Raw genomic sequence first — 26,370 nt, forward strand, 5'->3', positions numbered from 1 at the left:
CAATTATTTTTCAACGCGGATGGGGATTTCTTTCTTGATACTCTGTTCCAGAGAAATCAATGTCTCGGTAGCTACCACACCCGGTATTTCTTGCATTTTGTTATTCAGCAAATCCATCAGATGTTCGTTGTCGCATGCATAAAGCTTTGTCAGCATTGTGTACGGACCTGTAGTGAAATGACATTCCACAATTTCGGGAATCTTTTGTAGTTCCGCTACGACAGATTTGTACATGGAGCCTTTTTCCAGTTTGATACCCACGTAGGTACAAGTTCTGTATCCCAATGATTTCGGGTTCACATGGTAACCAGAGCCTACAATGACACCTAGGTCAATCAGTCTTTGCACACGCTGATGGATAGCTGCGCGTGACACTCCACATTCGGCTGCTACGTCTTTAAAAGGGATGCGGGCATTCTGGGAGATAATCTCTAGGATCTGCCTGTCGAGGTTGTCTATTCTTTCCATAATAATAAATTGTAATTTCCTGTTGTTATCAAATAGTAAGCAAATATAGAGATTTATTTTAATTATTCTTCTTTTCGGAGAAAAAAAATAGGAAAAAGCAAAAAAAAGAGGCACAAACGTTTTGCACCTCTTTCCTTTTTCTATTTAGAAAAGAACTTTCTTATTTCTTATCTTTTTCGATGCCCAACAGTTCAACTTCGAAAATCAAAGTAGAGAACGGTTTGATTTGATTGCCAGATTCTCTAGCACCGTAAGCAAGTTCTTGCGGGATGTAAAGTTCCCATTTAGAACCTACAGGCATCATAGTCAATGCTTCTGTCCAACCTTTGATTACTTGGTTGGCACGGAAAGTAGACGGTTCGTTACGTTTGTAAGAGCTGTCGAATTCTGTTCCGTCAATCAAAGTACCTTTGTAGTTCACTTTCACTTTGCAAGTGTCAGCAGGAATTTCACCTTTGCCTTCAGTGATTACTTTGTATTGCAGACCGCTTGCAGTTGTTTTTACGCCGTCTTTAGTCTTGTTTTCAGCAAGGAATTTTTCGTTTTCAGCTTTATAGTCAGCATATTTTTCTTCCAAAGCTTTTGCTTTGATAGTTTCCATAGCTGTACGAGTATATTCTTGAGCTGCTTCCATAGTCATTACACCGCCTTTTTCCAAAGTACCTGCGATGAAACCTGCCAGGAAGTTTTCTTTGCTGATGGTTTTAGTAGAGTCAGTGCCAAACAATTCCTGGTTGATACCTTTCATCATCTGGTTGCTGATTTGCTGACCGATTTGCAGACCTGCCATGTAAGCGATGTCTTTTTTGCTAGTCTTGTTTGCACCTTCATTCAAACCTTTGATGAAGTCTGCCATATAAGCAGTATCAACGTCCAGACGACCTGTCAGATAGCCTTTCAGACCTTGAGTCTGCGCCATACCGATAGAATAAGACAGTGAGTCGATGTCTGATTTCAAATTTGCTTTAGGAGCTTGAGCTGTACAAGAAGCAAGGCTTGCAGCAGCGGCGATTGCCATAAAAATACTAACTTTTTTCATTTTGCTTTGAAATTTTTTATTTATAATACTTCGAGTAATTCTACTTCAAAAATGAGTGTGCTATGAGGAGGGATCATTTCTCCGGCACCTCTTGCGCCATAACCAAGTTCTGACGGAATATACAGTTTCCATTTAGACCCTTCCGGCATCAGCTGCAAAGCTTCCACCCATCCCGGTATTACTTGGTTGACACCGAATACAGCCGGTTCTCCGCGTTGGATAGAGCTGTCGAACAGTGTGCCGTCAATCAATGTTCCTTCATAGTGGCATCTTACCTGGTCGGTAGCTTTCGGCTTTTTGCCTGTACCTTCTTTGATAATTTCATATTGAAGTCCGCTGGGAAGAACAACTACGCCCGGTCCTTTTTTGTTTTCTTCGAGGAAAGCCTGTCCTTGCTCGATAGCAACGGCACCCATTTTAGCTTCCAGTTCTTCGAAATACTTGTTTACTATTTCGCGGGCTTCATTGTGGCTGATAGCCGTCTGGTTGCCTTCCAATACGTCTTTGATTGCTTGTGCGAAATCATCTACCGCAAGGTTTCCGATTCCCATGCTTGATAAGTTTTGACCAATTCCGAGGCCAATAGAGTAACTGAATTTATCCATATAATGTTTTTTGTTGGCGATTGAAATGTATCACCATCATGGTTTTAGCTTTCAATCAATTGCAAATTTATGAATCGCAAAAGTACGTGTTTTATTTGAATGATTTAGCATTTGCTATTTAAAAATTCTTATATCTGTGAAAGTTAATCGCTTTTCTTTAAAGAATTAGTTTTTTTGTTCGTAGGATTTAATCGGCTTATTCTTATTATTTAGGTTGGTTTATGTAGATAATTAATCGTCTGACAGCTGTTGAACTTGCGCTGACTACTGTTATTCTTTCGTCTGACAACTGTCAGACGAAAGAATAACAGTAGTCAGACGAATAGTTGTTGCCATAAATGATGCTAACTATCTGCATCTTTCATCTTAAAGTTCTGCATAAATTGGATTATATTAAGCGTGAGAAAGTGTTCTTTTATTCGATGATTCTGATTACATTTGTGTGGCTATTAAAAAAGAAGGAGGAATAGTAATGAAGAATCTGGTAGTTTTGACGGGTGCGGGTATGAGTGCCGAGAGTGGGATTAGTACATTTCGCGATGCAGGCGGTTTGTGGGATAGGTATCCTGTGGAGCAGGTGGCCACTCCTGAAGGTTATCAGCGTGACCCGGCTTTAGTGATTAATTTCTATAATGAGCGTCGGAAACAGTTGTTGGAGGTGAAACCGAACCGTGGGCATGAACTGTTGGCGGAACTGGAGAAAAGCTTCCATGTGACGGTGGTGACACAGAATATTGATAACTTGCACGAACGTGCCGGGAGTAGCCACATCATTCATCTGCATGGCGAACTGACGAAAGTGTGTTCCAGCAGAGATCCTCATAATCCCCACTACATAAAAGAACTGAAACCGGAAGAATATGAAGTGAAGATGGGAGACAAGGCCGGCGACGGCACTCAATTGCGACCTTTTATCGTATGGTTTGGAGAAGCTGTGCCGGAAATTGAAACAGCCATCCAATATGTGGAGAAAGCGGATATTTTCGTCATTATCGGTACGTCGCTTAACGTATATCCTGCGGCGGGGCTGCTTCATTATGTACCGAGAGGAGCAGAGGTGTATCTGATTGATCCGAAACCGGTAGATACGCATACTTCCCGTTCGATACATGTAATTCAGAAGGGAGCTTCTGAAGGAGTGGCTGAATTGAAACAGTTGTTGGGAGTTTGAAAGGTTTTCTTTTCCCGGTTTTATTCCAGTTCGGTGGCAAAAATATGATTGTTCCGGAGTACTTCCGATATTTCGAGTGCAGAGATATCCCTGCACTCGATTCTTAATATTTTCTCCCAGTCCTCAAAGTCCACATTCCATTTGTCTATTTGGGGGAACTCTGCCAAAAGCTCTCCTATGCGCTTGATGTCACGCCTTTGGGTGATAGAAGTTCGAAAAATCAGAATCTTATTTTCTTTTTCCATATTCTTTAGGGTTTTATTTTAATGAACGGAACTCCCGGATCGTCATACTGAAATGCAACCTGAAATTGCGACTTAAAAGTGAAAGGCTGCTAAAGCCGCAAAGACGGGCGATTTCGGTGGCGGAAAGTTCCTTGTTTCGTTTTAATAATAGGGCTGCTTTTTCAATCCGGGTGCGTTTGATATAATCCGTAGGCGTTTCGCCCGTCAGGATTGTAAATACGCGATGGAAGTGGAAAGGAGAAAAGCAGGCGATACCTGCCATTTTCTGTAATGATAACGGCTGGTCTATGTGATTGTGAATATAGTCGGTCACTTTATTGATCCGTAACTGATATTCCTGTTTATTGATATCTTTCGTCTCCATGTTTTCTGCAAAGTAAAGGATAATAAATGCCGGAGAGTTGTCCTATCTTGCTAACTTCTCCGGCAGATAATCAATTTTTTTTTTGTCCTATATAGAATACGTAGCCGTAGTATTCTTTATACTTATTATATAGGCTCTCTTCATACCGTTGCCCGGTGATGAGGTCTGCGGCTGCGTCATTTCCTGCATATTCCTTCAAAAAAGCTTCCTGAACAGGGAACTGGGGAGCGTAAAAATGCTCAAGCCAGCAATTTTCCGGTAAAATGAAATGGGCTGTCGGGATATATCCTGCTTTTTCCATTTGCATTATCTTTCTTGGAATCGTATCGATTTCCGGGTAATTGGCCATCCAGAAGTCTTCTATTTCGGAGGGACGTTCCGGGGTGAACCAGGAGGCTTCCGTTACAGCGATAAATCCGTTCTTTTTCAGGAATTTGTTCCATTCGTTCATGCCGCGTTCGAATCCTATGTTATAGATAGCGCCTTCGGACCAGATCAGATCGAGTTCTTCCTCTTGAAATGGCAGAGCGTCCATGGAACCGACGATACCCTTTACTCTGTCTTCACAATGGGCTTCTATTGCATTTTTGTTGAATAGCTCGATAAAGTCGGGGAAAAGGTCGATACCTGTAATTTGTCCTTTCGTATAGTTGGCTAATGCCATTGTCTGACCGCCTGTGCCACAGCCAATGTCGGCTATTCGTGCCTTGTCGGACAGTTCGTTGATGAAGCTTACGGCTTTTTGTGTGACTTCAGGACTTCCGGGACCTTGACGTTTTAATGCCTTGAAGTAATTACATATCAGTGTAAAATCGAATTCGTGGATTGATTTAAAATCGTTACTCATTGTTTTAATGTTTTAGTTGTACGGCGAATGGAGGCATATAATGATGCTTGCAACCATTTGACCATACAAATAGTTTGAAAATTTAGATATAGAAAATAACTCTGACAAGAGTATGTCAGAAAACATAAGGGATAATCTGTAATGAGAGGAAGGCTTACAGATTATTTACAGAACGGAATCCTTATGGAATGAAAATGAGTTAAACATCCAATTATTTCTTTTAGTTTGTGACAAAGATAGGGTTTTAGCTGCAAAACTCAATGATAACTTGATTGAAAAAAGACTGTAAACCTGTATTTTAGCAAGAATAGTCAAATAGGAATATGTTTATATATCCGGTTGCATGGATGAGATTGATCGTCCAAATTGATTGAAACTACATTTTTTTGAGTTATTTTTGTCGAATATTAAATACAAATCTCTCATTTAATGTATGATACCGATGAAAAGCAAATTATTACTCACATGTACCATCCTGTTTTTCTGTTCCTCTTTTCTGTGCGGACAGAATCAATCTTCTAAAGTGGCAAACTCTGTTGAAACGAATAATGGATGCATCCGGCACCCGTGGCAAGGAAAAAGAGTGGGATATTTGGGAGACTCTATTACAGATCCCAACTGTTATGGTGACAAGATAAAGAAATACTGGGATTTTCTGCAGGAATGGCTGGGAATCACTCCTTATGTATATGGTATCAGTGGCAGGCAATGGAATGATGTGCCCCGGCAAGCCGAGCAACTGAAGAAAGAACACGGTGGAGAAGTAGATGCTATCGTGATTTTGATGGGTACGAATGATTTTAATGACGGTGTACCTATTGGAGAATGGTTTACGGAAACAGAAGAACAAGTGATGGCAGCCCGTGGGCAAACCCAAAAGCTGGAAACCCGTAAGAAACGCACTCCTATAATGGATGGAAGCACGTATAAGGGACGTATAAACATAGGAATCAATAGACTGAAACAACTCTTCCCGGACAAGCAGATTGTGTTGCTGACCCCGTTGCACCGTTCACTGGCCAATTTTGGAGAAACGAATGTGCAACCGGATGAAAACTACCAGAACAGTTGTGGCGAATATGTGGATGCCTACGTGCAGGCTGTTAAAGAAGCCGGCAATGTGTGGGGAGTTCCCGTGATTGATTTTAATGCGGTAACCGGATTGAATCCGATGGTGGAAGAACAACTGATTTATTTCTACGATGCGGGATATGACCGTTTGCATCCCAGCACGAAAGGACAGATACGCATGGCACGAACGCTGATGTATCAGTTGTTTGCGTTGCCTGCTACATTTTAAATAGGTCGGACAGAATTCTATGAAATTGTACACTATTCTATAGTACATTTTCTGCAAACCTGTAATTTTGTCTTCTATAAATAATAGAACCTATGAGACATAAACTTCTGTTTTCTTTTTTCATCTTTTTGATAGTTGCTTTACCGATTCGTAGTAAGGATTTTGTTTTGACTTCCGGTCAAACAGTTGTCATCGCTTGCAGCCCTTCTGAAGAACTGGTTGTACGAACCGCATTGGAAATGCTGGGGCGTGATATTCAGACAGTATTGTCGTCGACTACCCAAGCGAATGAGAAAACAGGTGAAATTGTGATAGGAACGGTGGGGCAGAGTGAGCTTATCAGCCGGACCGGCATAGATGTTTCTGCGCTAAAAGGCAAGAAGCAGGCTTTTCTATTATCTGTTTCTCCGGAGGGTAAATTGATCGTAGCCGGCAGTGACAAACATGGTACGGCTTATGGAATACTCGAAATATCCCGTTTGTTAGGTGTCTCTCCCTGGGAATGGTGGGCGGACGTAACTCCGGAAAAGAAGAAACTTTTTAAGCTATCTTCCAAATTCCAAAGTCTTCAGGCTCCTTCGGTGGAATATCGGGGTATATTTATTAATGATGAAGACTGGGGCTTGATGCCATGGAGCAGTCGGACCTATGAACCTTCAAAAGTGAAAGGTGAGATAGGCCCGCGTACCAACGAGCGTATTTTTGAACTCTTACTTCGTCTGCGTGCCAACACCTATTGGCCTGCAATGCACGAATGTACACTTCCTTTCTTCCTGACCAAAGGCAATCGGGAAGCTGCCAAGAAATATGGAATCTTCATCGGTGCTTCCCATTGCGAACCGATGGCTTGCAGCGCTGCCGGCGAGTGGAAACGAAGAGGGGAAGGGGCTTATGATTATGTGAATAATGCTCCGGCTGTTTACAAATTCTGGGAAGACCGTGTAAAAGAGGTGGCAGATCAGGAAATACTCTATACGTTGGGTATGCGTGGTGTACACGATGGCAAGATGCAGGGAGCGAAGACGGTGGAAGAACAGAAGGCCGTAATAGATCGTGTGTTTGCAGATCAACGCGGGTTGATTGAAAAATATGTTGATAAGGATGTAACTAAAGTCCCGCAGGTTTTTATCCCTTATAAAGAGGTACTCGACATTTATCATGCCGGATTACAGGTGCCCGATGATGTAACATTGATGTGGTGTGACGATAACTATGGCTATATCCGCCATTTTCCTACGGCCGAAGAATGCCCACGTAAAGGAGGGAATGGAGTCTATTATCATGTTTCTTATTGGGGACGTCCGCACGACCATCTCTGGTTGAGTACGATGAGCCCGTATCTGATTTTCCAACAAATGAAGCTGGCTTACGATCGAGGCATACAGAAGATGTGGATACTGAACGTCGGAGATATCAAGCCTGCCGAGTATCAGATAGAGTTGTTTATGGATATGGCCTGGAATATAGAAGCTGTGGCCTCGGAAGGAGTGACCTCTCATCTGAAACACTGGCTGGAACGGGAATTGGGAGCTTCGTGCGCAAAGGCAGTATTACCTGTGATGCAGGAACACTATCGTCTGGCCCATATTCGTAAACCTGAATTTATGGGAAATACGAGGGAAGAGGAGAAAGATCCTGTTTATCGTGTTGTCAAAGATCTCCCATGGAGTGAAAAAGAAATCAACGGACGTTTGCAGGCTTATGATAAATTGTCGGAGACAGTGGAACGGGCAGCTTTGAAAATCCCATCCGGCAGACAAAGTGCCTATTTTGAATTGGTGAAATACCCGGTGCAAGCTGCTACACAGATGAACCGGAAATTGCTATATGCCCAATTAGCCCGCCACGGAAAAGCGGACTGGGAGAAAAGTGATCTTGCCTATGACAGCATTGTAGTATTGACAAAACAGTATAACTCACTGGAAGATGGAAAGTGGAACCGCATGATGGATTTCCAACCCCGAAAACTCCCCGTATTCAATCGCGTGGAAAGAAAAACGGCTACTTCTCCGATGATGAAAGAGCGTGTAGCTATCTATAAATGGAACGGCTTGGATGGGAAGAATATCCCGAATAGTAAGACCTTGAATGCGCGGAAAGGAACTTCTGCTATTTGTGAGGGCCTGGGATATGAAAGCAAAGCGACAGGCATTGACAAGGGAGATGCACTGATGTTCTCTTTTGACAACTGGAAAACAGACTCGGTAGAGGTTGACATCCGCTTGTTGCCTAATCATCCTGTGAGAGGAGATCAATTACGTTTCTCAATATCGTTGGACGATGCAGCGCCTGAAGTGATCTCTTATGAAACGAAAGGACGGAGTGAAGAATGGAAAGAGAACGTGCTGCGCAATCAAGCCATCCGAACGGTTCGACTTCCGGTATCCGGAAAGAAGTCCCACAAATTGGTAATCAAGGCATTGGACGAAGGAGTGATATTAGACCAGGTGATGCTTTATATGCCTTCGCCTACTGGTGAGTAACTGCACGGATCACGAACCATGCATGATGCGCCACGGTTCCAATCAGCCCGTAATGCTTTGCCATGATCCGAAATCTTTCTTTGAGGGATGCTTTCTGATTCCGGGTAGTCATTCCCTCCTCCAGATAGTCGATGATTGTCAGGTGGGTATTGTGCAAAGTACGTGCTTTCTTCATGATGCGGATGCACCAGTCGAAATCTGCAGAAAAGCGATATTGCAGATTATATGGCTCTACGAGCGTGTGGCGGGGGAAGAATGCCTGGTGGCAGACTAACATTCCCTGTTTGAAACTTTTCCAGGTGAGCGTTTCAGGGGCGGACAATCTGCGCATCCGCAGGAAATGCCTGTCCTTGTCTACGATAGCGGTTTCTCCGTAAAGCACATCGGGCAGTTCGCTGCCGTTGATGGTATGCACCATTTGTTGCAGTGTGTCGTCCTCGTGAAAACAGTCGCCCGCGTTCAGGAAACAGAGATAATCGCCGCTGGCAAGGGCGATGCCCTTATTCATAGCGTCATACAGTCCTTTGTCCGGTTCGCTGACAACGGTGTGTATGTGCGGGCGGTAGCGGTTGATAATAGAAATGGTTCCATCCTTGGAAGCTCCATCTACGATGATGTATTCTATGTGATGATAGGTCTGTGAAATGACACTCTGAATCGTGTCTTCCAATACCTTTTCAGCATTGTACGTCACCGTAATGATAGAGAACTTGGGAGTAGGATGGACGCTATGCATATTTCCCCGTTATTTTATTGTAGACATCTGTATATTTCTTTGCGATGATGCTCTCCGAATAATTGCCCAAGACTTTGCGGCAGGCTTGTGCGGAGAGTTCATCGTATTCCGGTTCCGTCAATATCCAATGTATGCCGTTGGCAAAATCTTCCGAAGATTTGTATTGTGCCACGTAACCGTTGTGCAGATGGTCGATCATTTCAGGGATACCTCCTACGTTAAAGCCGACACAGGGTACTCCGCAGGCCATTGCTTCCATAATCATGTTGGGAAGATTCTCTTCCAGAGACGGGATGGCGAAGAGGTCTACGGCATTGTAGATATTTACTATCTCATGCTCATTCTTGATGTAAGGGAGCGGGTAGACATGGAAAGGAAGCTGCTCCTGCAATTGCTGTGACTGGTTGCCGAATACGACTACCCCCAGTGACTCTTTCCATTCCGGATGCTTTTCTGCCAGCAGTTTGCAGGCTTCAATGAGATAGTCGACCCCTTTTCGTTTATCGGTGATCTTTAATGAGCCGAACAAAACTAGTTTCTTACCTTCCGGCAACATGAATTTGGCACGCGCTTCCTTCTTGTTCATGGGTTTGAACAAGTTGGTATTAATAGCGTTCGGAATATTGGTCACGCTTTTCCCTTCAAATAATGCACTGGTCTGGGCTTGTTCCTTCAGCCAATGGCTGCACGTGACGAAATGAATGGGAGCGTAGCTGTATAACTTCTGTTTTTTGCGGAACGTGCGATAGGATAAATCCTTTCGTCCCCCGCCTTTGTAGATGTACGGACAGTCGTGACATTCCTGCTGATAGTTGTTGCACTCCCGTGCGTAATGGCAGATGCCGGTGCATGGCCACATATCGTGCATGGTCCAGACTACGGGTTTGCCGGAGGTCAGTATCTTTCGTATATCGTTCAGTGAGAGCATTCCCTGGTTGATCCAATGCAGATGGATCACGTCGGCTTGGCGGAATTCCGGGAGTGAGGTGATGTCTGTACCTGTGTTGGCGATGTCTACGTCAAACAAATGGTAACGCCGGAAACGGTTGGCACTCCAGATCACAATCCGTTCCCACATGAACTTCCACACTTGCAACCAGTTACTTTTTAAGCGGACAACACTGATTTGGTCGGTCTGTTTGTCACGTACCAGCATTTTGGCTTTGATGCCGTTGTTTTTCAGTGACTCCATCAACCGGCTTGCTGCGATGGCTGCTCCTCCTATTCGTTCAGATGTATTTATAATCAGGACTCTCATGGGCAAAAGTTTATGCAAATGTACGGTTTTTAGAGGAAATGTTTGATATTTCCAGCAAGCTTTCTGCTATTTCGCGTGAAAAGATTTCGAGGTTGAAACGTTCTTCCGCCAGTTTGCGGGCATTCTCTCCCATGCGCCGTGCCTCTTCGGGGTGGTCGGCGATGTAGCGGATAGCGTCTATCCAGCCTTGTACGTCGTTATATTCTACGGTGATGCCTATTCCTTCCTTGTCGATGTCTATTTCGAAGTTGGGGTTGCGCGAACAGATGACGGGGATGCCGAGGGCGAATGCTTCCACGAGCGTGGTCAGTCCTACGGTATAGGGGAAGTCCAGGCAGCAGATCACGATGCAACTTTTGCGTGCCACCAGTTTCCCCAGTTCGTAGGGAATCACTCCGTCGGTATAATGGATGCGAATGGAGTCGGGCAATGCATACGGGTCGATGATCTTTTTATAGTTGATGTTACCGCATGAGACGGCAATGTACAAATCCAGTTTCTCGTTCGTTGCGGCAAATGCCTGGAGCAAGGTGTCTACGTCCCGGTTTTCTTTACCGGTGGAGATAAATCCTTCGGGCTTCCGGTCGGGCATTTCTGCAAGCAGGTGGTCGTAGAAAGGAAGATCCGGTCCCCAATGGATGAGTTTCAGTTTGTGGGACGGTGCTTTCCGGGTTTTCTGCGAGTCCTGAATCAGTTTCCGACTGAACAGGAACATTTGGTCTATACCTTTGTAGAAAAGGCGGGAGATTTGTTCGCGCCACGGTTTGGGATTGGTCACGACTGCCGTATGATGCCAGATCACGATGGGTTTGCGATACAGTCCCAGGGCACGGAGGAAGATGACGGGCTCTATACCCCGGAAAGAGGTGGCGTAGAGGACGTCGTATTTCTCCTTGCAGAAGAGAATCTCTTTGGTGGCGTAAAGCATGAGTTTCAGACGGCCGGAGAAATATTTGCATTTGTGCATCACGGAGTGTATTCCGTAATTCTCCAGTAAAGGAAGTCCGTATAAAATGTGTCCGGGGAATTTATATTCTTTCCATTCCTCGTAGCTTTCCCGTGTGAGGCGGGTATGGTAAAAATAAATAGTAAGCAACTTATTTAGTGGTGCTTGTTTCTTTTCAGCCATTTGTTGATTCGGTTTTTGACAGCTTTCGTAATGATGGAGAAATTGCCGTATTTCAGGTTGAGGAACAGTTCTTCGAACGAACGTCCGATCTTGATCCACGGATGATCCCAGCCCATGATGCGGTAAACGCTCTCTTTGTAGGCAACGTTTTCGATGACGTAGCGGGGATGTTTCAGTGGAAAATCCACCTCATAGCGCTTCATCGTGAAGATGCGGCGGTAACCTTTGGGCAGGGTATGAATCGAGCCGGCGAAATGGGTGGAATCTGCCGTTGCTCCCAAGTTATTAATCATGTTGCGGGTAGGCACGATGCTTAGCCCGGAGTTGAACAGTATGGAGGCGTGGAAGATCGTTTCATAAAAGGCTTTCTGCTGTTCCCGGTGACGCTGGCACATGTAGATAAAGTCGCTCCGGAATTTGCGTTCCTTGATAAGCTGTTCCAGTTGTTGCATATTGAAGGAGTCGTCCAGGAAGTTGTAGAACTCATCCCATTGGTCGACTACCCGTTTCCAGCTTGCCCATCCCCAGATAGAGAAGGTGGTGGTAAAGAAATAGTCATAGGGCATATCTTGGGTGATTTCTTCGGGGTTAAATCCGGCAATCATGCTGATGCGGGTGTCATATTCGTATTTATCCAGCATCTCCTTGCAGAATTGGAAAAAGGAGACGGCGGGCACATCGTCGTCTTCCAATACGATGCACTTGTCGACTTTGGAGAAGGCCCATTTCTGCGAAAGATATTCTGAAGGGTCACAGCCGAAATTCTTTTCCTGATAAAGCTGTTCTACTTCACATTCCCAGTCTATCTGTGATACGATTTCACGGCAGGCTTCTATTCCGGGCAAATCGCGTTCGCTTCGTGCTCCGTCCTGATAGAGGAAGAGCCGGGACGGACGTGCTTTCTTCACTTGCTCGAACACTTGCGACAGTTGTTGCGGGCGGTTGAAGAACAGTATAAGTACCGGGACGTCTACTAAAGCGGATTTCATATTCATAGTTCTTGTTTTGGGGTTGTACTGAATGAGAGGGCGGCAGGATAGTGGTTATTTATTTTTTCCTGTTCCTCCTTGGTAAATCGATGCAAGGTCGGGTAGTTGTATCGCAGGAACCCTTCCAGATCATCGGGAGCGGTCACGGTGAGGGGACCGAATTTCACCGGTTGCAGGTGGCGGATACTTTCTACGGTCACGTGGTCGGCGGTTGCCATAACGTTGTTGTAGTAGCGGGTGTTTCGTGAGTTGAAACAGCTTTGCACGGATACCAGCATCTGGTAAATTGCTTTTTTAGAGAAAAGAGAGTCGACTATTCTGTTCAGGAGACAGGAGAAGGCTCCCCGGTTTGTAGGGTTCTCTATTTCGCATTTGCCGAAGTGTTTCCACATCCATATTTCTTTTCCCATCAGGCAGCATTTGAGGAAGCCGAGTGCTTCGGATTGTATTCTTCGCAGCAGCTTGTTGTCGGGAATCTTGTCGAATGGGAATATATCGACAAAAATGCCCGGATGCATCGGGACATTCTTGAACATTTCTTCTACAAAAAGGGTGTTGTTTTTCTTGACTTTGGCAAAATAATACGGGGTGTGCGGGTCTGTCTCTATCCATGAAAGGAAGTAGGAAGGACCCAGTTCTCCGGGTGCTACTTTTAAGAATTTGTTGTAATTCTCCCGCGTCATGCCGATGTCTATATCATCATCCCAGGGGAGAATTCCCTGATCGTAGAGTGCGCCGATGGCTGTGCCGCCTATCACAAAATAGGGAATATCGTGCTTCTGACACACCCGGATGGTTTCTCCCAATATGTCGTAAAGTTCGGCATGTAATAAATCAAGCTCTTCGGCTGTATATTTCTTGTTCATCGGAAATGGTTAATGCACGTTGTCTTGCAAATGTAGTAATTATATTGCTAAGTTACTATAACTTTAAGTTTCCTTGCATAAATTCGGTGGCCACTCGCCCGCGTCCCGGAATGGGGAGGACGGATGCTTGCGGAAAGTCCTTGAGCAGACAGTCTGCCGGATTGATCTCCGGATAGAACTTCTTCAACAGGAACAGGCTGGGACCGGTGGTGATACTTCCTATAAAGACGGAAGCATCCATCAATAGCTGTATCGAGCAGAGGAAACGTGCCATTTGCTTCTGTTTCAGTTCTTTGGTGGTCTGTGTGAAGGCGCTGTTGACGTATCCTTGCTCGTTGGGGCTGCAAAGGGTGTACCAGTGTATGTCCGGGGCAAGGGTTTGCACTTGCTCGAAGAGGCGGTAGTCGTCGGTCAATACAAAGACGTCGCGGATGGCTGTTTTTTCTTTGATGAGGCGTATGTAGTGTTCCGGTGGCAGCAGGTTGGTTTCGGTTATCTTGTCTCCTCCGCGTATTTGGCATCCTGCGTATTGAGGCGGAAGTTGCAGGGTGGCGGCAAATTGGCGACATTCCTGTGTGGTGTTGTCGTTGAGTTTCCAGGTGATTTCCGTCAGCTTTTGGAAGGTGTGGAGGTAGTCACCGTCTATTCCCAGTTCGGGGATATGGAAATGCTGGTTGGGGTTGAACGTCACTTGGAAGTTGAGTCGGATCGGTTTACCATACGTGAAGAAAGCAAGGGCTTTTCCGATGATGTTCTTGCAGGTTACTTTCAGTTTCCATTTCAGTAACTTCGTTTTAGATAGTTTTTTGTCTTGCATCAATGCTTGCCATGAAGGCAGGCGATGGGTGTTGTAGGTGTGGTGAAACGGTTCGTGCACTTGCTCGCAGAAAGGTGCGAAACAGTCTTCCCAGCCCTTTTCCCATCCGAAGTTGGCGTCGTCGGAGTAAAGCTTGAACTGTATTTTGTGTTGCAGGCAATAGAGCATTGCATGGAGCATATAGGTGTATTCGGTAAAGAATCCGGCGTCTATACCTATGTGATAGATCATCGTCTTTTTGAAAGAACTGTTCAGAAGGCGGTATTTAGTGGCAAGATCATTAGGGTTCATGTGGCTTCTTTTTGATGAAATACTGGATGCTTTCTTTAAAGGTGACCGAACGGCTGCCCCACATGGCGGCTACGTAGAGTGCTGCTGCGAGCACTATCTTGCTTGCCAGGCGGAGATAAATATTCTCGATGGAACGGGTGGAGTAATAGGTGATTACCATGACGGTGGTGGCAATGACAGCGTATGGAAGTATGTCTATCAGTGCATGGCGCAGCTTTAGTCCGATTTCTTGCCATACGAAGTAGTGCCACGTCAGTAGCCACAGTATATTGGTGGATACATAGACGGCGAGCATGGCATAGATCCCGTGTGAATGGACTAACAGAACGCCTGACAGTAGAATAATGCCGAGCGCTATGGTGTTCCACATATAGATGCGGGATTTTCCTTTGCTGATGATGAGTTGCTGATAGAGGTATGCGATGGGAGTGAAGGCTCCGCTGATACACAGAATCTGCATGATGGATATGCTGGAATACCACTTGTCGGTGATGGTGATGGTAATCAGTTCTTCTGATACGATTCCCAGTCCGAGCATGGCGGGAAACGAGACGAAAGCGGTGAAACGCAGCATTTTGCGGAATACCCGTTTTTGCCGTTCAAGGTCGTCCGACACTTTGGTGAGTACCGGTTGCGCCACTCCGTTTATCATGCCGGATATAAAGAGCTGTCCCATGCCGCACCATTTATTGGCCTGGTTGTAATATCCTACTTCCTTTTCGGTGTAGAACTTACCCAGTATCACAGAGAACAGGTTGTTGTTGATGTGATTGAATACATTGGTTACCAATAGCTTTCCGCTGAATCCGAACATTTCCTTAATCGGGGTGAAATTGAATTGCAAGCTCGGTCGCCAACGGGTAAAATGCCAGTAACAGGCTGTGTTGACGGCTACATAAACGATGCTTTGCGTGGCAATACCCCAGTAAGAGAAACCGAAGTAGGCAAGAGTGACTCCGGTGATTCCGGATACGGTAAGCCCGATAACGGAAGACAGGGCCCGCTGTTTCACCATCAGGTTTCGCAGAAGATAGGCACTGTGGGATATTCCCAGGCTGGCTATGAAGAATCCGATGAAGGAATAACGTGCCAGCGGTGTCAGTTCGGGAGTATGGTAAAAATCGGCAATGAGCGGTGCGCACAGGAATAACAGCAGATACAAGGATAAGCTGATGGCTGCATTGAACCAGAAGACAGCATTGTAATCGTTATGTGTCACTTCCTTCTTGTTGACAAGGGCGGCTGTGAAACCGCTCTCCTGTATCGAACTGGCAATGAGGGAGAAGATAGCCAACATTCCCACCATTCCATAGTCTGCCGGAGTGAGCAACCGTGCGAGGAATATTCCGAAAAGCAGGTTTAACAACTGCTGTATGCCGTTGCTGAATCCTCCCCAAAATAGTCCTTTGGCTGTCTTTTCTTTTAGTGACTGATTCTCGCTCATGTTATTTGCAAAGAATACATGAAAAGGCTATGCGCAATGATAGCTTTTCATGTATTCCCTATTTAAGTTTTATTATTTTACTTCGCTACCCGGCTTCACCTCACGTCCCGGCATGATAACTGCCAGACTGCCGTCGTTGTTTTCGGCACTTAGAATCATGCCTTCGCTGACGATGCCTTTCAGTTTGCGTGGAGCAAGGTTGGCGATGAAGCAAACCTGTTTGCCTACCAGTTCTTCCGGTTGATAATGCTTGGCAATACCCGATACGATAGTACGTGTTTCCAGTCCGTCGTCGATTTTGAATTGAAGCAATTTATCCGCTTTCGGCACTTTCTGACATTCAAGAATGGTACCTACACGGATATCCAGTTTCGTGAAGTCGTCGAATTCGATGTTCGGGCGGATAGGATTAGCCTTGTAGTTGGCTTCTTCGTTTGCTTTCTTTGTATCGAGCAATTTTTGTACTTGTGCTTCGATAGTAGCGTCCTCAATCTTTTCGAACAATAATTCCGGTTTGTTCAATTGGTGACCTACAGGCAGAAGGTTGTCACGTCCCAGTTCAGACCATTCGAAAGTATTCATGTTCAGCATTTTGCGGAGTTTTTCCGAGCTGAACGGCAGGAACGGATCGAAAGCGATGGCAAGGTTGGCAACCAGTTGCAGGGAGATATTGAGGATGGTACCTACACGCTCCATATCTGTTTTTGCCAGTTTCCACGGTTCAGTGTCGGCCAGGTATTTGTTGCCGATACGTGCCAAGTTCATGGCTTCTTTCTGTGCGTCGCGGAATTTGAATACGTCGAGCAGTTTTTCCACTTCTGCTTTTACGTCTGCAAATTCTTTCAGCGTTTCCTTGTCGTAGTCGGTCAGTTCACCTTGTGCAGGTACGCGCCCGTCGAAGTATTTTTGAGTCAATACCATTGCACGGTTCACGAAGTTACCGTATACGGCTACCAGTTCGTTATTATTGCGTGCCTGGAAGTCTTTCCAGGTGAAGTCGTTGTCTTTCGTTTCCGGTGCGTTGGCGGTCAGTACGTAGCGGAGTACGTCCTGTTTGCCGGGGAAGTCCGCCAGGTATTCGTGCAACCATACAGCCCAGTTGCGGGAAGTGGAGATTTTGTCTCCTTCGAGGTTGAGGAATTCGTTGCTCGGCACGTTGTCCGGCAGGATATAGCTGCCTTCTGCTTTCAGCATGGCGGGGAATACGATGCAGTGGAACACGATGTTGTCTTTCCCGATGAAATGGATCAGGCGGGTTTCAGGATCTTTCCACCATGTTTCCCAGCTGTCGGGGAGAAGTTCTTTGGTGTTGGATATGTAGCCGATAGGTGCGTCAAACCATACATAAAGCACTTTTCCTTCTGCTCCTTCTACGGGAACAGGGATACCCCAGTCGAGGTCACGGCTCACGGCACGTGGTTGCAGTCCCATGTCGAGCCAGCTTTTGCACTGGCCGTATACGTTGGGACGCCATTCTTTATGATCTTCCAGAATCCATTTGCGCAGCCATCCTTCGTGCTTGTCGAGAGGAAGATACCAGTGTTTGGTTTCTTTCATTACCGGTTTGCTGCCGCTGATAGCACTTTTCGGGTTGATAAGATCCGTAGGAGAAAGTGAGGTTCCGCATTTTTCGCATTGGTCGCCGTAAGCACCTTCGGAATGGCAGTGGGGACATTCTCCAGTGATATAACGGTCGGCAAGGAATGTTTTTGCTTCCTCGTCGTAATATTGTTCAGACGTTTTCTCGATGAATTCGCCTTTATCGTACAATGTTTTGAAGAAATCCGAAGCCAATTGGTGATGCGTCGGCGAAGTGGTGCGGCTATACACGTCGAATGAGATACCGAATTCTTCGAATGATTTTTTTATCAGCGAATGATAACGGTCTACTACATCCTGCGGAGTAATTCCTTCTTTCTTGGCACGAATCGTGATAGGTACCCCGTGCTCGTCCGAACCTCCGATGAATAATACATCTTCTTTTTTCAGACGCAGATAACGCACATAAATGTCTGCCGGTACGTATACACCAGCCAAGTGACCGATATGGACAGGACCGTTCGCATACGGCAGTGCCGATGTGACGGTGGTTCTTTTGAATTTCTTTTCCATTATATAGTGTGATTTTTGTTGTTTTCAACTTTGTAATGTGCAAAGATAATGACTTTTCACCACAGATTACACGGATTAACACAGATTATTTCATTGAAAAGTGGTCACAGAATGAAACAGGAACGTTTCGTAATAAAAAAACAGGTAAAAAGAAAGTGTTTTACCCTGATATAAGTTGGCTAGAAAATAGCCAATTTGTATCGGGGTATTTTTATATTTTCTATTATGTTCTATTTTTAAGATTGAAACAGATTAGGAGTATCTAAACTGTATTCTAATAAAAGAAGTGACGTATAAAATACTGTATGAATATGCGGAATAAGTCATCTTTCTTGAATACAAATGAGTGAATATTCATGATTGTTGATAGAATCATGAATCATTTCTTTTAAAGGAAGACTTCGTTCCTTTTAAAGAAACGGTTTATTGGTCAGTGAGAAGTGCTTCCTTGCTTTTAAACGAAAGGACAAAAGGGTGTTTAGAATACTTGTTTTGTGCTGGTTGCTGTCGAATAGGTAACATGTGAGTTGTTTCTATTTGAACTTATATTTGCAATAATCTGCTCCTGAAATTAGGAATTTTGCCTTTTTGATGTTGAATTGAATGATTTAAAGTCTGTTTTGTGTGAATGTGGATTATGCGACTTGCTTATCCTTCAAGTTTTCCAATATACTCCGGACTCATCTTGTATATTTTTGATTCTGTATGAGTTTTATGTCCATTTTTTCTGCATAAAGTGATATTCTGTTCTAATGATAAGAATTACATGGTAAGATTATAGCTTTGCATTTCAATAAGTCAGTATAATCTATATAATTTCTTGCTCATTTCCTCTTTTATCATCTATTTCCATCTATATTTCTCCCCTTTTTCTTTCTTTTTTCTCGTAAGAAAGAATATATTTGTACCTAAGTTAAACGAAAACCAAAGCATGATATGATAACAACCCAGTTGCTTCGTCCTGAAAGTATTGTCGTAGTAGGGGCATCGAATAATGTGCATAAGCCGGGTGGCGCAATATTAAAGAATTTGATAAACGGAGGTTATCGGGGAGAACTTCGGGCGGTGAATCCGAAGGAAAAGGAAGTGCAGGGAGTTCCTGCCTTTGCGGATGTGAACGATCTGCCGGACACAGATCTGGCGGTGTTGGCTGTGCCTGCCTTGATGTGTCCTGATATGGTGGAAACATTGGCTAGCAAGAAACAAACCAGGGCATTTATCATACTCTCGGCAGGTTTTGGTGAAGAAACCCACGAAGGGGCGCTGTTGGAAGAATGTATTTTGGAAACAGTTAATAAATACGGCGCTTCACTGATTGGTCCTAATTGCATTGGATTGATGAATACATGGCATCATAGTGTATTCAGCCAGCCGATTCCTAACTTAAACCCCAAAGGGGTGGACTTGATTTCCAGCTCCGGTGCTACGGCGGTATTTATTCTCGAAAGTGCCGTAACAAAAGGTTTGCAGTTCAATTCAGTCTGGTCGGTGGGAAACGCCAAGCAGATCGGTGTAGAAGATGTATTGCAATTTATGGATGAGAACTTCGATCCCGAAAAAGATTCTCATCTGAAACTACTCTATATTGAAAGTATTCAGAATCCGGACAGGTTGTTATTCCATGCTTCGTCTTTGATTAGAAAAGGGTGCAAGATTGCGGCAATCAAAGCCGGAAGTTCGGAGAGCGGAAGCCGGGCGGCATCTTCCCATACAGGAGCAATCGCCAGTTCCGATTCGGCAGTAGAGGCTTTGTTCCGTAAAGCAGGCATTGTGCGTTGCTTCTCTCGTGAAGAATTGACTACTGTGGGTTGCGTGTTTACTTTACCCGAATTGAAAGGAAAGAATTTTGCCATTATCACTCATGCCGGAGGGCCGGGAGTGATGCTGACAGATGCGTTGAGTAAAGGCGGACTGAATGTGCCTAAGCTGGAGGGAGAAGTAGCCGAGGAACTAAAAGCCCAACTATTCCCCGGTGCTGCCGTCGGAAATCCTATTGATATTCTGGCTACCGGAACACCGGAACATCTGCGCCTTTGCATTGACTACTGCGAGGAAAAGCTTGACAATATAGACGCCATGATGGCCATCTTCGGAACTCCGGGATTGGTTACTATGTTTGAAATGTATGATGTGCTTCACGAAAAGATGCAGACTTGCAAGAAACCGATTTTTCCCATTCTTCCTTCCATTAATACAGCCGGAGCAGAGGTTTCCGCCTTCCTGGCAAAAGGGCATGTGAATTTTGCAGACGAAGTGACCTTGGGTACTGCCCTTTCACGTATCGTCAATGCTCCTAAACCGGCAGTTCCTGAAATAGAACTGTTCGGAGTGGACGTTCCGAGGATTCGTCGTATTATTGATTCTATTCCGGAGGATGGTTATATCGCTCCCAATTATGTACAGGCATTGTTGCACGCTGCCGGTATTCCGTTGGTAGATGAATTTGTTTCCGACAATAAAGAGGAGATAGTAGCTTTTGCCCGTCGGTGCGGATTTCCGGTAGTTGCCAAGGTTGTTGGTCCTGTGCACAAATCAGATGTCGGCGGTGTCGTTCTGAACATTAAAAGTGAGCAACATCTGGCACTGGAATTTGATCGTATGATGCAGATACCTGATGCAAGAGCAATTATGGTACAGCCGATGCTGAAAGGTACGGAACTGTTTGTTGGCGCAAAATATGAAGAGAAGTTCGGCCACGTGGTACTTTGTGGTTTGGGAGGTATTTTTGTGGAGGTGCTGAAAGATGTATCTTCCGGTTTGGCTCCGCTTTCTTACGAAGAAGCTTATTCAATGATTCATTCTTTGCGTGCTTATAAAATCATTCAGGGAACACGTGGGCAAAAGGGAGTCAACGAAGATAAATTTGCTGAAATTATTGTCCGTTTGTCCACTTTGCTACGTTTCGCTACAGAGATCAAAGAAATGGATATAAATCCGCTCTTAGCAACAGAAAAGGCCGTTGTAGCAGTTGACGCGCGTATCAGAATAGAAAAATAGGACTATTCTTTCATTCATTGAGACATATTTACTATCTTTCCGCTGTGATTTTGCCTACATTTGGTAACTCAAACGGAAGGATAGAAAACACGTATGTTTATGAAGAAAGTTCTCATATTTTTAATCTGTTTAATCGGCTATCAGATCGGCTGCCATGCGCAAATGGCGGACGAGCATTATTATTTCAAAAATCTTAGTGTACAGAACGGGTTATCTCAAAATACGGTCAATGCGATTTTGCAGGATAAGCAGGGCTTTATGTGGTTCGGCACAAAAGATGGTTTGAATAGATATGACGGTTTGTCATTCCGCAAATTCAAACATGATGACCGCACACGGCGGAGCATTGGTAATAATTTTATCACAGCTCTTTATGAGGATGCAAAAGGAAATATCTGGGTAGGTACGGATGTAGGACTTTATATCTATAATCCGGAAAAAGATTCTTTCCGGCATTTTGCTGAATTGAGCGCAGAAAACACGAAAATAGAGCATACCGTAACTGCAATCTCCGGAGACAACAAAGGATGTGTCTGGGTAGCGGTAGAGTCGCAGGGGCTATTTTGTTATGATCTGGAGGAAGGAATACTCCAGAACCACACATTGAAGAACTTTTCTTTTATCTCCACCAATGTCCAGTCTTTTGTTTTCGATAATAGCGGAACCCTTTGGATTGGCTGCTATGGCGATGGACTTTTTTATTCGAAAGACCGTTTGCAAACCCTTCATCCTTATGTATCACCTGTAGACGATCAAAAAACTTATGAGAATGATGTCGTGATAGGCCTGGTGAAAGGAGCATATAATTGTCTATATATAGGCTCTTTAAAAGGAGGAGTGAAAGAACTGAACCTGACCTCTAACAAACTGCATGATTTACTCTCTAAAGATGAAAGTGGAGAGTCTGTTTTTTGTCGTGAACTGCTGGTTGCTTCTGACAATGAATTGTGGATTGGTGCAGAATCGGGACTCTATATTTATAATCTCCGAATGGGTAAGTATGTTCATTTGCGCAGTTCGATCAACGACCCTTATTCTTTATCCGACAATGCTATTTATTCATTGTGTAAGGATCGCGAGGGTGGCATCTGGATTGGCTCTTATTTTGGCGGTGTGAATTACTATCCTCGTTTTTATACGTATTTCGAGAAATATTATCCCAAAGGGACTGATAATGGTTTGCGTGGGAAACGAGTACGTGAGTTCTGTCAGGATAATCAAGGTATTTTGTGGATTGGTACGGAGGACGGTGGTCTGAATCGTTTCAACCCCAAGACCAAAACATTCTCCTTCTTTACGCCCAGTAGTGCTTTTACCAATGTGCATGGTTTATGTTTAATTGGAGATCATATTTGGGTAGGAACCTTTTCAAAAGGAGTGAAAGTAGTAGATACGCGTACGGGAGCTATCGTGAAAACCTATCAGAAAACGGATTCTCCCCGTTCATTGATAGATAATAGTGTTTTCTCTATTTGCTGCACAACGACTGGTGATATTTACTTGGGAACTTTGTTCGGCTTGCTCCGATATAATAAACAGTCTGATGATTTCGACCGGATACCGGAACTGAACGGTCGGTTTGTGTATGACATAAAGGAGGACTCCGGAGGAAATCTATGGTTGGCAACTTATGCTAATGGAGCCTATTGCTACAATGTGAGTGAAAAGAAATGGAAGAATTATTTGCACGATGAAAATAATCCGAAGAGCCTTCCGTATGACAAGGTCTTGAGCATCTTTGAAGATTCTCACCGGCAAATCTGGCTGACTACCCAAGGAGGAGGATTCTGTCGTTTTCAGCCGGATACGGAGACATTTGCCAACTATAATTTATCTGCTGGTTTGCCGAATGATGTCGTATATCAGATTGTAGAAGACAAGGACGGTCTTTTGTGGTTGACAACCAACAACGGTTTGGTCTGCTTCCAGCCCACAACCGGAGTGATGAAAGTATATACCACTTCCAATGGATTGTTGGGCGACCAGTTTAATTATCGTTCGAGTTTTGAGGCCGAGGATGGTACGATTTATTTGGGTAGTATCGATGGATTTATCGCTTTTAATCCCAAGAATTTCTCGGAGAACAAGTTTCTCCCGTCTATTGTAATTACTGATTTCTTTCTGTTTGGAAAGGAAGTATATGCTGGTGAACCGGGCTTTCCGTTGGAAAAGAGTATCACTTTCTCTGACCAGCTTGTTCTCCAGTCTAATCAGAATTCTTTCTCTTTCCGTGTAGCTGCGCTGGATTTTCAGGCTCCTAAGACAAGTCGGATTATGTATAAGTTGGAAGGCTTTGATACAGACTGGTTGACAGTTGGTGAAAGCCCTATTGTTACCTACTCCAATCTTCGATATGGTGATTATACCTTCCGGGTGAAAGTTGCCAATAGTGATGGAGTATGGAGTGACGATGAAGTGATATTGGAAGTGCATATTCTTCCTCCTTTCTATCTTTCTATATGGGCGTATTGTGTGTATGCTTTGCTGATTATTGGCTGTTCTTTATATACAGTTATGTATTTCAAGAGGCGTAGTAACAACAAACACCGCAGGCAGATGGAAAAATTCGAGCAGGAGAAAGAACGTGAAGTTTACCATGCAAAGATTGATTTCTTTACCAATGTGGCCCATGAAATACGTACGCCGTTGACATTGATTAAAGGTCCGTTGGAAAACATTATATTGAAGAAACAGGTTGATGCGGAAACACGGGAAGACCTGAACGTAATGAAACAGAATACGGAACGATTGTTGAACCTGACTAACCAGTTACTTGACTTCCGTAAAACGGAAAGTCAGGGATTCCGTTTGAATTTTGCGAAATGTAATGTAACGGAGGTCTTGAAGGAGACTCATGTACGTTTCACTTCCCTTGCCAAACAAAAAGGTTTGGAATTCACCTTGCAAGTGCCTGAAAAGGACTTTTATGCACATGTGAACCGGGAGGCGTTTACGAAGATTATCAGTAATTTGTTGAACAATGGGGTGAAGTATGCTGAAAGCTACGTACACATATCTTTGGAAGTGCCGGAAGCGGATGATAATAATTCATTCCGTATTCGTACAGAGAATGATGGGGTGATTATTCCCAATGAGATGAAGGAGGAGATATTTAAACCTTTCGTTCGTTTCAATGAAAAAGAAGACGGAAAAGTGACCACTGGAACAGGAATCGGCTTAGCTCTTTCCCGTTCATTGGCAGAACTGCATCAAGGAACCCTGGCTATGGGAGCAGGGGAAGAAAATAATACCTTCTGTCTGACTTTGCCGATCGTTCAGGATATGACAATAACCTTAACACCGGAACCGGAAGTTGAAATAGACAGGATGAATGAAATTCCTGTTGGAGAGACGGAAAAGAAAGATAATCGGCCTACAGTGCTGGTTGTAGAAGATAATCCGGATATGCTTGCCTTTGTAGTGCGTCAGCTATCGAAAGAATATACTGTATTGACTGCCACTAATGGTGCGGAAGCGTTGCAAGTGTTGGATGGTAATTATGTGAACTTGGTGGTTAGTGATGTTGTGATGCCTGTGATGGATGGTTTTGAATTGTGTAAGACGATCAAGTCAGATTTGAATTATAGCCATATTCCCGTTATTTTGTTGACTGCGAAGACGAATATCCAGTCTAAGATAGAGGGAATGGAACTGGGAGCAGATGCTTATCTGGAGAAACCTTTTTCTGTGGAATATTTACAGGCTTGTGCTTCCAGCCTTATTCAGAATAGGGAGAAACTGCGCAAGGCTTTTGCACAGTCTCCTTTTGTGGCAGCCAATACGATGGCGTTGACAAAAGCTGACGAAGATTTTATAAAGAAGTTGAATGAGGTTATCCAGGTGAATTATAGTAATCCGGAATTTAGCATGGATGATATGGCGGATAGCCTGAATATGAGCCGTTCTAATTTCTATCGGAAGATAAAGGGAGTCTTGGATTTGAGTCCGAATGAATATCTTCGACTGGAACGTTTGAAGAAGGCTGCTCAATTATTGAAAGAAGGAGAAAACCGGGTAAATGAGATTTGCTATATGGTAGGGTTTAATTCTCCGTCTTATTTTGCCAAGTGTTTCCAGAAGCAATTTGGAGTGCTTCCAAAGGATTTTGTAAGTTAATATTAATTTATAGCTATAAAGATAAGGTAAAAAGGAGCTTTTAAAAGAATGATTTGATGAAAAAGTATGTAAATTTGTTCGTTTTCGTATTCATGATAGGTGCTTGTCTTTCGCAGGGGAGAGCACAGACAAAGTCTGCAGTGAGTTATAAGAATCCGGTTGTAGATATTGCCATGCCCGATCCTACGGTGATTAAAGCTGCAGATGGTTATTTTTATGTGTATGCTACCGAATCTACCAGAAACGTTCCGATCATGAAGTCGAAAGATTTGGTGGAATGGACGTATTGCAACACTGCATTCACGAATAAAACTCGTCCCAGATTTGAACCTAAAGCTGGAATCTGGGCACCTGACATTAATTATATTAACGGTAAATATGTGCTTTATTATGCAATGTCAGTGTGGGGAGGAGAACAAACGTGTGGAATAGGGGTAGCTACGGCCAACTCTCCGCAGGGACCTTTTACGGATCATGGTAAGATGCTCCGTAGCAATGAGATTGGTGTACAGAACTCGATCGATCCTAGTCTCCTGCAGTATGAGGGGAGAAACTATTTGGTATGGGGCAGCTTCCGGGGAATATATGTTATTGAGCTGACTGAAGATGGTCTGTCATTGAAGCCGGGAGCGGAAAAAAAGAGAATAGCAGGAACTGCTTTTGAAGCTGCCTATATTCATAAGCACGGCGATTATTATTATATGTTTGCCTCTATCGGAAGTTGTTGCGAGGGGATTAGGAGTACTTATAAAGTTGTAGTGGGCCGCTCTAAAAAAGTCTGGGGACCCTACAAAGATAAGTCGGGCAAACCGATGTTGAAGAATGGTTATTCTTTGGTGATAGGTGCGAATGATCATTTTGTAGGCAATGGGCACGGTTCGCAGATTATCCGGGATGATGCCGGACAAGACTGGCTTCTGTATCATGGTTTTTCAAGATCGATCCCGGAGAACGGACGTATTCTGTTGCTGGACCAAATCAAATGGGATAAAGAAGGATGGCCTTATGTAGAAGGAGAATCTCCTTCTTACGAAACACAAAAAGCACCTGTATTTAATAACTGATTTTCAAATAAACTAATTATAATCTTAAA

At 44.1% G+C, this 26,370-nt stretch carries 20 protein-coding genes; 6 read left to right on the plus strand and 14 right to left on the minus strand.

The genetic code is table 11. From position 1 onward, the window contains the following. Positions 1-3 precede the first annotated feature (3 nt). From DXA54_RS03290 to DXA54_RS03300, 3 genes are all read right to left on the minus strand, one after another. Positions 4-468 (minus strand): Lrp/AsnC family transcriptional regulator, encoded by a 465-nt coding sequence (locus DXA54_RS03290; protein WP_004302580.1) that lies wholly within the window; start codon positions 466-468, stop codon positions 4-6. A 160-nt stretch (positions 469-628) separates the two neighbouring features. After that, complete coding sequence (locus DXA54_RS03295) at positions 629-1,507, minus strand: FKBP-type peptidyl-prolyl cis-trans isomerase (RefSeq protein ID WP_004323928.1); 879 nt, start codon at positions 1,505-1,507, stop codon at positions 629-631. 20 nt (positions 1,508-1,527) lie between these two features. After that, complete coding sequence (locus DXA54_RS03300; RefSeq protein ID WP_004302578.1) at positions 1,528-2,112, minus strand: FKBP-type peptidyl-prolyl cis-trans isomerase; 585 nt, start codon at positions 2,110-2,112, stop codon at positions 1,528-1,530. Between the two features lie 472 nt (positions 2,113-2,584). Here DXA54_RS03300 and DXA54_RS03305 point away from each other — a divergent pair, with 472 nt between their 5' ends. Next, on the plus strand, positions 2,585-3,283 hold the full coding sequence (locus DXA54_RS03305) for an SIR2 family NAD-dependent protein deacylase (RefSeq protein ID WP_004302577.1): 699 nt from the start codon (positions 2,585-2,587) through the stop codon (positions 3,281-3,283). A 20-nt stretch (positions 3,284-3,303) separates the two neighbouring features. Here the strand turns inward: DXA54_RS03305 and DXA54_RS03310 are convergent, their stop codons facing one another. The 3 genes from DXA54_RS03310 to DXA54_RS03320 all read right to left on the minus strand — a co-directional run bounded on the left by DXA54_RS03310 (position 3,304) and on the right by DXA54_RS03320 (position 4,739). Further along, positions 3,304-3,528, minus strand: a complete 225-nt coding sequence (locus tag DXA54_RS03310) for a hypothetical protein (RefSeq protein ID WP_004311131.1) — start codon at positions 3,526-3,528, stop codon at positions 3,304-3,306. A gap of 13 nt (positions 3,529-3,541) precedes the next feature. Further along, positions 3,542-3,892: a helix-turn-helix domain-containing protein gene (locus tag DXA54_RS03315; RefSeq protein ID WP_004302575.1), complete on the minus strand. Its 351-nt coding sequence runs from the start codon at positions 3,890-3,892 to the stop codon at positions 3,542-3,544. 70 nt (positions 3,893-3,962) lie between these two features. Beyond that, positions 3,963-4,739: a class I SAM-dependent methyltransferase gene (locus tag DXA54_RS03320; RefSeq protein ID WP_120078975.1), complete on the minus strand. Its 777-nt coding sequence runs from the start codon at positions 4,737-4,739 to the stop codon at positions 3,963-3,965. A gap of 442 nt (positions 4,740-5,181) precedes the next feature. On the opposite strand from DXA54_RS03320, the gene DXA54_RS03325 reads away from it, so the two are divergent. Continuing rightward, a complete protein-coding gene (locus DXA54_RS03325) occupies positions 5,182-6,039 on the plus strand; it encodes an SGNH/GDSL hydrolase family protein (protein ID WP_004323008.1) in 858 nt (285 codons plus the stop codon). Positions 6,040-6,131: 92 nt separating this feature from the next. Next, positions 6,132-8,522: a glycosyl hydrolase 115 family protein gene (locus DXA54_RS03330; RefSeq protein ID WP_004311134.1), complete on the plus strand. Its 2,391-nt coding sequence runs from the start codon at positions 6,132-6,134 to the stop codon at positions 8,520-8,522. Here the strand turns inward: DXA54_RS03330 and DXA54_RS03335 are convergent. The 8 genes from DXA54_RS03335 to metG form a co-directional block, all read right to left on the minus strand. Next, entirely contained in the window at positions 8,509-9,258 is a 750-nt protein-coding gene (locus DXA54_RS03335) for a glycosyltransferase family 2 protein (RefSeq protein WP_120078976.1), read from the minus strand. The genes DXA54_RS03330 and DXA54_RS03335 overlap by 14 nt on opposite strands. Then, positions 9,251-10,516, minus strand: a complete 1,266-nt coding sequence (locus DXA54_RS03340; protein ID WP_074704393.1) for a glycosyltransferase family 4 protein — start codon at positions 10,514-10,516, stop codon at positions 9,251-9,253. Before DXA54_RS03340 ends, DXA54_RS03335 begins: the two co-directional genes overlap by 8 nt. A 10-nt stretch (positions 10,517-10,526) precedes the next feature. After that, complete coding sequence (locus DXA54_RS03345; protein ID WP_004296594.1) at positions 10,527-11,645, minus strand: glycosyltransferase family 4 protein; 1,119 nt, start codon at positions 11,643-11,645, stop codon at positions 10,527-10,529. Then, positions 11,618-12,640: a hemolysin activation protein gene (locus DXA54_RS03350; protein WP_207903487.1), complete on the minus strand. Its 1,023-nt coding sequence runs from the start codon at positions 12,638-12,640 to the stop codon at positions 11,618-11,620. The genes DXA54_RS03345 and DXA54_RS03350 overlap by 28 nt, the downstream gene beginning before the upstream one ends. Continuing rightward, a complete protein-coding gene (locus DXA54_RS03355) occupies positions 12,637-13,500 on the minus strand; it encodes a phosphorylcholine transferase LicD (protein WP_120078977.1) in 864 nt (287 codons plus the stop codon). The genes DXA54_RS03350 and DXA54_RS03355 overlap by 4 nt, the downstream gene beginning before the upstream one ends. A 55-nt stretch (positions 13,501-13,555) precedes the next feature. Beyond that, complete coding sequence (locus tag DXA54_RS03360) at positions 13,556-14,608, minus strand: hypothetical protein (protein ID WP_120078978.1); 1,053 nt, start codon at positions 14,606-14,608, stop codon at positions 13,556-13,558. Then, positions 14,598-16,052, minus strand: a complete 1,455-nt coding sequence (locus DXA54_RS03365) for a lipopolysaccharide biosynthesis protein (RefSeq protein WP_118407112.1) — start codon at positions 16,050-16,052, stop codon at positions 14,598-14,600. The genes DXA54_RS03360 and DXA54_RS03365 overlap by 11 nt, the downstream gene beginning before the upstream one ends. A gap of 72 nt (positions 16,053-16,124) precedes the next feature. Continuing rightward, positions 16,125-18,164, minus strand: coding sequence for a methionine--tRNA ligase (metG, locus tag DXA54_RS03370; protein ID WP_004317103.1), 2,040 nt, complete (start codon positions 18,162-18,164; stop codon positions 16,125-16,127). A gap of 936 nt (positions 18,165-19,100) precedes the next feature. Here metG and DXA54_RS03380 point away from each other — a divergent pair. The 3 genes from DXA54_RS03380 (at position 19,101) to DXA54_RS03390 (ending at position 26,341) form a co-directional block, all read left to right on the plus strand. Beyond that, a complete protein-coding gene (locus DXA54_RS03380) occupies positions 19,101-21,161 on the plus strand; it encodes an acetate--CoA ligase family protein (RefSeq protein WP_055234423.1) in 2,061 nt (686 codons plus the stop codon). A gap of 99 nt (positions 21,162-21,260) precedes the next feature. Continuing rightward, positions 21,261-25,277 (plus strand): hybrid sensor histidine kinase/response regulator transcription factor, encoded by a 4,017-nt coding sequence (locus tag DXA54_RS03385; RefSeq protein ID WP_008646562.1) that lies wholly within the window; start codon positions 21,261-21,263, stop codon positions 25,275-25,277. A gap of 56 nt (positions 25,278-25,333) precedes the next feature. Then, positions 25,334-26,341 carry a family 43 glycosylhydrolase gene (locus tag DXA54_RS03390; RefSeq protein WP_008646561.1) on the plus strand — a complete coding sequence of 336 codons (1,008 nt, stop codon included), beginning with the start codon at positions 25,334-25,336 and terminating at the stop codon, positions 26,339-26,341. Positions 26,342-26,370 lie beyond the last annotated feature (29 nt).

This window comes from Bacteroides sp. OF03-11BH (genome assembly GCF_003604005.1).
Lineage (GTDB): Bacteria > Bacteroidota > Bacteroidia > Bacteroidales > Bacteroidaceae > Bacteroides > Bacteroides ovatus.

Bases quoted from the DNA above. Each gene is read 5' to 3' on its own strand.
- DXA54_RS03350 (WP_207903487.1), bottom strand. From the start codon at position 12,640: ATGAATATGAAATCCGCTTTAGTAGACGTCCCGGTACTTATACTGTTC.
- DXA54_RS03360 (WP_120078978.1), bottom strand. From the start codon at position 14,608: ATGAACCCTAATGATCTTGCCACTAAATACCGCCTTCTGAACAGTTCT.
- DXA54_RS03390 (WP_008646561.1), top strand. From the start codon at position 25,334: ATGAAAAAGTATGTAAATTTGTTCGTTTTCGTATTCATGATAGGTGCT.
- DXA54_RS03335 (WP_120078976.1), bottom strand. From the start codon at position 9,258: ATGCATAGCGTCCATCCTACTCCCAAGTTCTCTATCATTACGGTGACG.
- DXA54_RS03315 (WP_004302575.1), bottom strand. From the start codon at position 3,892: ATGGAGACGAAAGATATCAATAAACAGGAATATCAGTTACGGATCAAT.
- DXA54_RS03310 (WP_004311131.1), bottom strand. From the start codon at position 3,528: ATGGAAAAAGAAAATAAGATTCTGATTTTTCGAACTTCTATCACCCAA.
- DXA54_RS03385 (WP_008646562.1), top strand. From the start codon at position 21,261: ATGAAGAAAGTTCTCATATTTTTAATCTGTTTAATCGGCTATCAGATC.
- DXA54_RS03290 (WP_004302580.1), bottom strand. From the start codon at position 468: ATGGAAAGAATAGACAACCTCGACAGGCAGATCCTAGAGATTATCTCC.
- DXA54_RS03340 (WP_074704393.1), bottom strand. From the start codon at position 10,516: ATGAGAGTCCTGATTATAAATACATCTGAACGAATAGGAGGAGCAGCC.
- DXA54_RS03320 (WP_120078975.1), bottom strand. From the start codon at position 4,739: ATGAGTAACGATTTTAAATCAATCCACGAATTCGATTTTACACTGATA.
- metG (WP_004317103.1), bottom strand. From the start codon at position 18,164: ATGGAAAAGAAATTCAAAAGAACCACCGTCACATCGGCACTGCCGTAT.
- DXA54_RS03345 (WP_004296594.1), bottom strand. From the start codon at position 11,645: ATGGCTGAAAAGAAACAAGCACCACTAAATAAGTTGCTTACTATTTAT.
- DXA54_RS03365 (WP_118407112.1), bottom strand. From the start codon at position 16,052: ATGAGCGAGAATCAGTCACTAAAAGAAAAGACAGCCAAAGGACTATTT.
- DXA54_RS03300 (WP_004302578.1), bottom strand. From the start codon at position 2,112: ATGGATAAATTCAGTTACTCTATTGGCCTCGGAATTGGTCAAAACTTA.
- DXA54_RS03295 (WP_004323928.1), bottom strand. From the start codon at position 1,507: ATGAAAAAAGTTAGTATTTTTATGGCAATCGCCGCTGCTGCAAGCCTT.
- DXA54_RS03305 (WP_004302577.1), top strand. From the start codon at position 2,585: ATGAAGAATCTGGTAGTTTTGACGGGTGCGGGTATGAGTGCCGAGAGT.
- DXA54_RS03355 (WP_120078977.1), bottom strand. From the start codon at position 13,500: ATGAACAAGAAATATACAGCCGAAGAGCTTGATTTATTACATGCCGAA.
- DXA54_RS03330 (WP_004311134.1), top strand. From the start codon at position 6,132: ATGAGACATAAACTTCTGTTTTCTTTTTTCATCTTTTTGATAGTTGCT.
- DXA54_RS03380 (WP_055234423.1), top strand. From the start codon at position 19,101: ATGATAACAACCCAGTTGCTTCGTCCTGAAAGTATTGTCGTAGTAGGG.
- DXA54_RS03325 (WP_004323008.1), top strand. From the start codon at position 5,182: ATGAAAAGCAAATTATTACTCACATGTACCATCCTGTTTTTCTGTTCC.